Genomic DNA, 2746 nt, shown 5'->3' with positions numbered 1-2746 from the left:
GGGGTTCTTGGGTCCCCACGAAAAAACCCTTGCCCCCCATTTTTTCCGCGCGGGCGGGGGGGGGCGTTTTCCCCCCCCACCCCCACCCCCCCCCACGGTCGTTTCCGGTTCAACGGCCGCGGGCCCCGTCCGCCGGAGCCCCCGCAGGACCTTCCCGCCCGCCGTTGCGGCCGTCGCCGCCGGAGGCGTATCCGCGCGGCTTCTGGGAAGGTGCAAGAACAGGACGGAAGGGTGATGAGGGATGGTTCCGGGAGCGGACAACGAGCGCTTCACCGTCGTGGTCCAGCACGTGGACGGAGCCGACGTCATCGAGCTGGCGGGAGAGCTGGACCACGACACGGCCCAGCCCCTGCGCGAGGCCCTCGACGCGGCGGTCGTGCGCGGCGGCCGGCTGCTGGTGGACCTGACGGGACTGGGGTTCTGCGATTCCACCGGGCTGAACGTGCTGCTGCACGGCAGACTCTCGGCCCTGGAGGCCGGCGGCAGCGTGGAGCTGGCCGGACTGCGGGGCTCGGTCGCCCGGATGTTCCGCATCACCGGCGCCGACGGGATCTTCCCCGTGTACGCCGATGTGGCGCAGGCACTGAACGGGACGGACGGCGGGACGGACGGTTCGCCGGCTTAGCACCACCGCGGCACGGGTGGTCGGGCACGGCCATAGGTCAGTACGGCTACTGCACGTCGACACATAGGAGTCGGAGCGTCATGGAACTGCGGGGGTCACCCGACCGGACCTGGTACCTGGTACTGGACGGGGCCACCGATGTCGTGACGCGCAGCCGGGACTTCGCGCGGCGGGCCCTGGCCGCGTGGCACTGGCTGCCGGCCGCGACGCAGGAGGAGCGGGACGCGGCCGACGACGTGCTCCTGCTGGTGTCCGAGGTGGTGGCCAACGCCTGTCTGCACGGCGGCGGGCCGGGCGCGCTGCTGCTGGACTGCGACGACGAGCGGCTGCGCATCGAGGTGACCGACGGGAACCCGGCGCCGCCGGTCCCGGTGCGGGCCGGGCCGGGCGCGCGGCCCGGGCAGCCCGGCGGACACGGGCTGCTGATCATGGACCGGCTGGCCCGCAGCTGGGGTTCCCGGCCGGGCCCGCACGGCAAGTGCGTCTGGCTGGAGGTGGCCGCTCCGGCCTGGGTCAGGAATCCAGGGCCGTGATGATCTCGTCCGTGGAGGCGACCTTGCCGATGCGCGGGAAGATCTTGCCGAAGGTGTGGGCGTGGGAGTCGGCGTCCAGGTCGGCGGTGGCGTCCTCGGCGAAGACCAGGTCGTAGCTGTGCTCCCAGGCCGTACGGGCGGTGGACTCGACCCCGGCGCTGGTGGAGATCCCGGCCAGGACGATGCGGTGGATGCCGCGCCGGCGCAGCTGGAGGTCCAGCTCGGTGCCGGTGAAGGCCCCCCAGTGGCGCTTGGTGACGACCACGTCCCCGAGCGCGGCGAGCTCGGCCGGGATCTCCGAGAACGCGGGCGGCGGGGCCGCGGCCGGGCCCGGTCGGTCCACATTGGCCGTGGGCAGGTCGCCGCTGTCGGGGGACCAGGCGACCCTGACCAGGACCACGGGAAGCCGGTGGGCGCGGAACGCCTCGGCGAGGGCGATGCCCTGCTTCAGGATGCCGGCCGAGGGCCTGGCCGTCGGCAGGCCCAGGATGCCGGTCTGCAGGTCGATGAGGACGAGGGCGGTGTCCTGGCCGAGGGCGAGGCGGTTCGGGTCGGGGGTCGGGTCGGCCATTGGGGTCTCCTTCGGGGTGCACACGGACACGGCGCCGGCACTGCACGGTGACCTTACCGATCACCGGTACCCCCGAAACGGAAAGAAGGGTGTGAAAGGGGGTGAATCCCGTCTTCTCCCGTCTTCTCCTGTCTTCTCCTGTCTTCTCCTGCCGCGCGGCAGCCCGCCCCGGACCGGCCCCCGCCCGGCCGCCGGCTCCCGTCCATACTGGCCGGTGTGAAGACCGAAGACGACACCGTCCTGCTCGCCGTCGAGGGCCGGACCGGGGTGATCACCCTCAACCGCCCCCGGGCCCTCAACGCGCTCACCCACGCCATGGTGCGGCGCATGGCCGGGGCCCTGGCGGCCTGGGAGCGGGACCCCGCCGTCCACCAGGTGCTCGTCCGCGGCGCCGGTGAGCGCGGTCTGTGCGCGGGCGGGGACATCCGGGCCATCCACGACGACGCCAAGGCCGGGACCACCGCCTCCGCGGAGTTCTGGCGCGACGAGTACCGCCTCAACGCCCGTATCGCCCGCTACCCCAAGCCGTACGTCGCCCTCATGGACGGCATCGTCATGGGCGGCGGAGTCGGGATCTCGGCCCACGGCGGGGTCCGCGTCGTGACCGAGCGCTCCCGCGTCGCCATGCCCGAGACCGGCATCGGCTTCGTCCCCGACGTCGGCGGGACCTGGCTGCTCGGCCGCTCGCCCGGCCGGCTCGGCACCCATCTCGCCCTGACCGGCGGGGCCGTGGGCGCCGCCGACGCCGTGCTGTGCGGACTCGCCGACCACTTCGTCCCCGCCGCACGGCTGCCGGAGCTGGCCGCCGCCCTCGCCGAGGCCCCCGTCCACGAGGTGCTGCCGCACTACACGGCCGAGCCCCCGCCCGGTGAACTCGCCGGCCGGCGGCCCTGGATCGACCACTGCTACGCGGCGGACACCGTCGAGGAGATCGTCGAGCGGCTGCTCGCCGACGGGGACCCGGCCGCGAAGGAGGCCGCCGAGACCGTCCTGGCCAAGTCCCCGACCGCGCTGAAG

Annotated in this window: 4 protein-coding genes; 3 read left to right on the top strand and 1 reads right to left on the bottom strand. The window is 73.7% G+C overall.

Annotation, left to right across the window (positions count from 1 at the left end; genetic code table 11):
- Positions 1 to 241: 241 nt before the first annotated feature.
- Together ACFWP3_RS39910 and ACFWP3_RS39905 are read left to right on the top strand one after the other, a co-directional pair.
- Complete coding sequence (locus tag ACFWP3_RS39910) at positions 242 to 625, top strand: STAS domain-containing protein (protein WP_384231460.1); 384 nt, start codon at positions 242 to 244, stop codon at positions 623 to 625.
- An 80-nt stretch (positions 626 to 705) separates the two neighbouring features.
- Positions 706 to 1158: an ATP-binding protein gene (locus tag ACFWP3_RS39905; RefSeq protein ID WP_384231457.1), complete on the top strand. Its 453-nt coding sequence runs from the start codon at positions 706 to 708 to the stop codon at positions 1156 to 1158.
- Here ACFWP3_RS39905 and ACFWP3_RS39900 read toward each other — a convergent pair.
- Positions 1139 to 1729, bottom strand: a complete 591-nt coding sequence (locus tag ACFWP3_RS39900) for a hydrolase (protein WP_384231455.1) — start codon at positions 1727 to 1729, stop codon at positions 1139 to 1141. The genes ACFWP3_RS39905 and ACFWP3_RS39900 overlap by 20 nt on opposite strands.
- 216 nt (positions 1730 to 1945) lie before the next feature.
- Here ACFWP3_RS39900 and ACFWP3_RS39895 point away from each other — a divergent pair.
- Positions 1946 to 2746, top strand: an 801-nt coding sequence (locus tag ACFWP3_RS39895) for a 3-hydroxyisobutyryl-CoA hydrolase (protein ID WP_384231453.1), incomplete at its 3' end; no start/stop codon positions are given.

The sequence above is a fragment of the Streptomyces sp. NPDC058525 genome (assembly GCF_042719495.1).
GTDB lineage: Bacteria > Actinomycetota > Actinomycetes > Streptomycetales > Streptomycetaceae > Streptomyces.
Note: the sequence above shows the minus strand (reverse complement) of the source record. Positions and strands in the feature narration are given on the sequence as shown.